Source organism: Streptomyces ossamyceticus, from assembly GCF_001418475.1.
GTDB lineage: Bacteria > Actinomycetota > Actinomycetes > Streptomycetales > Streptomycetaceae > Streptomyces > Streptomyces ossamyceticus.
The window spans coordinates 1-2,794 of sequence record NZ_LIQX01000643.1 but is presented as its reverse complement, the minus strand read 5'-3'; the positions used below and the strand labels follow the sequence as shown (position 1 = coordinate 2,794).

Annotated in this window: 3 protein-coding genes and 1 tRNA gene; 3 read left to right on the top strand and 1 reads right to left on the bottom strand. The window is 69.6% G+C overall.

Going from position 1 to position 2,794, the window contains the following annotated elements; all coding sequences use genetic code 11:
• Nucleotides 1-99 precede the first annotated feature (99 nt).
• Nucleotides 100-462 (top strand): hypothetical protein, encoded by a 363-nt coding sequence (locus AOK15_RS35650; protein ID WP_055522536.1) that lies wholly within the window; start codon nt 100-102, stop codon nt 460-462.
• 170 nt (nt 463-632) lie between these two features.
• Entirely contained in the window at nt 633-1,325 is a 693-nt protein-coding gene (locus AOK15_RS47845) for a hypothetical protein (protein ID WP_240508749.1), read from the top strand.
• Nucleotides 1,326-1,418: 93 nt separating this feature from the next.
• Here AOK15_RS47845 and AOK15_RS35640 read toward each other — a convergent pair.
• Nucleotides 1,419-1,490, bottom strand: a tRNA-Val gene (locus tag AOK15_RS35640).
• A 183-nt stretch (nt 1,491-1,673) separates the two neighbouring features.
• Here AOK15_RS35640 and AOK15_RS35635 point away from each other — a divergent pair.
• Nucleotides 1,674-2,459: a DUF4097 family beta strand repeat-containing protein gene (locus AOK15_RS35635; protein WP_055522534.1), complete on the top strand. Its 786-nt coding sequence runs from the start codon at nt 1,674-1,676 to the stop codon at nt 2,457-2,459.
• Nucleotides 2,460-2,794: the final 335 nt, after the last annotated feature.

Genomic DNA, 2,794 nt, shown 5'->3' with positions numbered 1-2,794 from the left:
ACCCCCACCCACTCCCCCACTCACTCGTTCGAATGACACCCCCCTCGAAGCGGCGGAAGGAACTCGCATCACAAAATCGAACAGGCGTAGCATTGCCGTGTGGCTAAGACCTATGACTTCCCCAGTGACCTCCTCGCCGGCCAGGAGGAGCTGCATCAGGTCCGGGCCGAGCTCCTGGCGCTGCTGAAGCGGCTACCCTGGTCCGTCGAGCCCCTGGACGGTTTCAGCGACGACAAGGGCTGGCGCCAGATCGAGCGCCCCGCCTCCCCCGGCTGGACACCCGACGAACAGGCCGAGGTCGAGAAGCTCCGCGAACGCGAACGCGAACTGGCGGTGTTCGTCAGCTGCCACCGCTTCTGGGCGGAGGTGGCGACGGAGGAACGCGTCGCAGCCCGCAGCCTGTTGAAACACGCACGCGAGACAACGGAGGACCCCCCGGAGGGGGGTGCCCGAGAGGCGTGACTCCGCGCGCCCCCCGCGCCCTACCGCGATCCACCCAAGGCCCGCCACCCGCGCGGGCCTTCATCGTTCCGGGCCACCCCACGTGTCACAGAATGATCGCGAAGCCTTTACACCGTTCACACATCAACTACATTCGCCCCTCACGCACAAATCACCGCCAGGGGGGCGAGATGAGCCAGCAGTACCCGCAGCCCGGACCCGGGGGACCGCAGCAACCAGGCTGGGGCACACCGCGACCGCAGTACCCGCAGCAGCCCGGATGGGGCGGACCGCCTCCGCCGCCGAAGAAGACTCCGGTCGGCATGATCGTCGGACTCGGCTGCCTCGGCGTCGTCGTCCTCTTCGTGATCCTCGGTGCCATCGGCGCGATGGCCGGAGGCGACTCCAGCAGCACCAGCAAGGGCACGACGGTCAGCAGCGACGACGACAAGGGCACCGAGGCCGAGAAGAAGAAGGACGACGCGCCCGCGGCCGACCCCGAGCCCAGCAAGACCCCGAAGTCCGGCAGACCCGAGAAGACCGGAGAACCCGAGAAGGCCGACAAGCCCGCGAAGCCGAAGAAGCAGGTCGTCACCTTCAAGGTGTGGGGCACCGCCCCCGACGGCGTACTCGGCCCGCTCGACATCACCTACGGCTCCGACAACGACAGCCGGGCCGGCACCTGGAAGAACGGCAAGTTCACCGCCACCCTTCCGCTGGACGACGACGCCCTGTACTACACGGTGATGGCCCAGCTCCAGGGTTCGGGAGACATCAACTGCTCCGTCACCGTCGACGGACACACCGAGAAGGCGCACGCGTCCGGCGACTACAACATCTGCCACGCGCAGGCCAACGCCGGCCTCCTCGGCGGCTGGGACTGACACGGGCACGCGCCTCGGAGCGAGCATGGAAACGGCCCCTCGAAGAGTCTTCGAGGGGCCGTCGCACTGCTGTCCACCGGTCCTGCCGGTCGGTGGGCGCGGACGGTTTCGAACCGCCGACATCCTGCTTGTAAGGCAGGCGCTCTACCCCTGAGCTACGCACCCGAGTACGAGTCGACAGCCTACATTGCCGTGGGCCGTGCCCCGCAAACCGTTAACCGGGGGTTATCCCCACCCTCGATCCGGGAGCGGCCCGGATCCCCCCGAAGACCCCCGCTCCGTACGGTCGAAGCACGCTCGGCGGTTGCCGGCGGACACGGGAAAGACCGGCCCCAGGGGGAGATCGTCATGGCTCGTACGTCTCGTACGTCTCGCAGGTCACGCAGGGGAACGGTGGCCGTCGCCGGGCTCGCCGTCGCGCTCATGGCGTCCGTCGCCGCGTGCGGGGCGGACGCCGGGGACGACCGGGAGCCGGAGCACCGGGCCTTCGCCCTGGAGGGCCGTACGCTCACCGTCGACTCGGACGACTCGGCGCTGGAACTGGTCGCGGCGGACGTGGACGAGGTCGAGGTGACCCGGTGGTTCGAGGGCCGGGTCGTGGTCGGCGGGGATCCGCGGGTGACGTGGGAGATGAAGGACGACCGGCTGAAGCTGCGGCTGAAGTGCTCCGGCATCATCACGGACTGCTCCGCCAGGCACCGTATCGAGGTGCCGCGCGGCGTGGCCGTCGTCGTGGAGGACGGGGACGGGAGCGTGCGCGCGAAGGGGTTCGCCCAGTCGCTGAAGATCCGGACCGAGGACGGCGCGGTACGGGTCAGCGACAGCAGCGGCCCGCTGGAGATGCACAGCGACGACGGCTCGGTGCACGCGCTCGGCGTCGAGTCGCGCAGCGTCCGGGCCAGTACGGCGGACGGCTCGGTCAAGCTCGAACTCGGCGTGGTGCCCGACCTGGTGGAGTCCCGCAGCGACGACGGCTCCATCACCATCGGGCTGCCTCGCGAGGCCTCGTACCGGGTGACGGCCGGGAGCGACGACGGTTCCGTGGCCGTGTCCGTGCCCCGTGACTCCGGCAGCTCCCATGTGGTGAAGGCCCACACCGAGGACGGTTCGGTCACCGTACGGAACGCCGGCTGATCCACCGGCCCGGCACCCGGCCACCGGCCTGCGGCCTCCACCCTGCCGACGGTGACCGGCCACCACTCGCGCCACAGCCGCCGCCCCGCAGCTCCCGTCCCACCGCTGCCACCCCGCTGCCGCCGTCCCCAGGACGCCACCCCGTCCCGGCTATTTCGTCGCTGAACCGATCGGCCCGTGTTTTCGTCCTTGACCGGTGGGAGAATGGCACCGGTCAGGGTGGATGACAGCACGGGAGAGGGATGTGACGGCGACACCAGAAGAGCCGTACACGCCGATTGTGCCCAGCGCACGACAACCCCACAGCCGTGCACCACGACAACCCCACAGCCGTG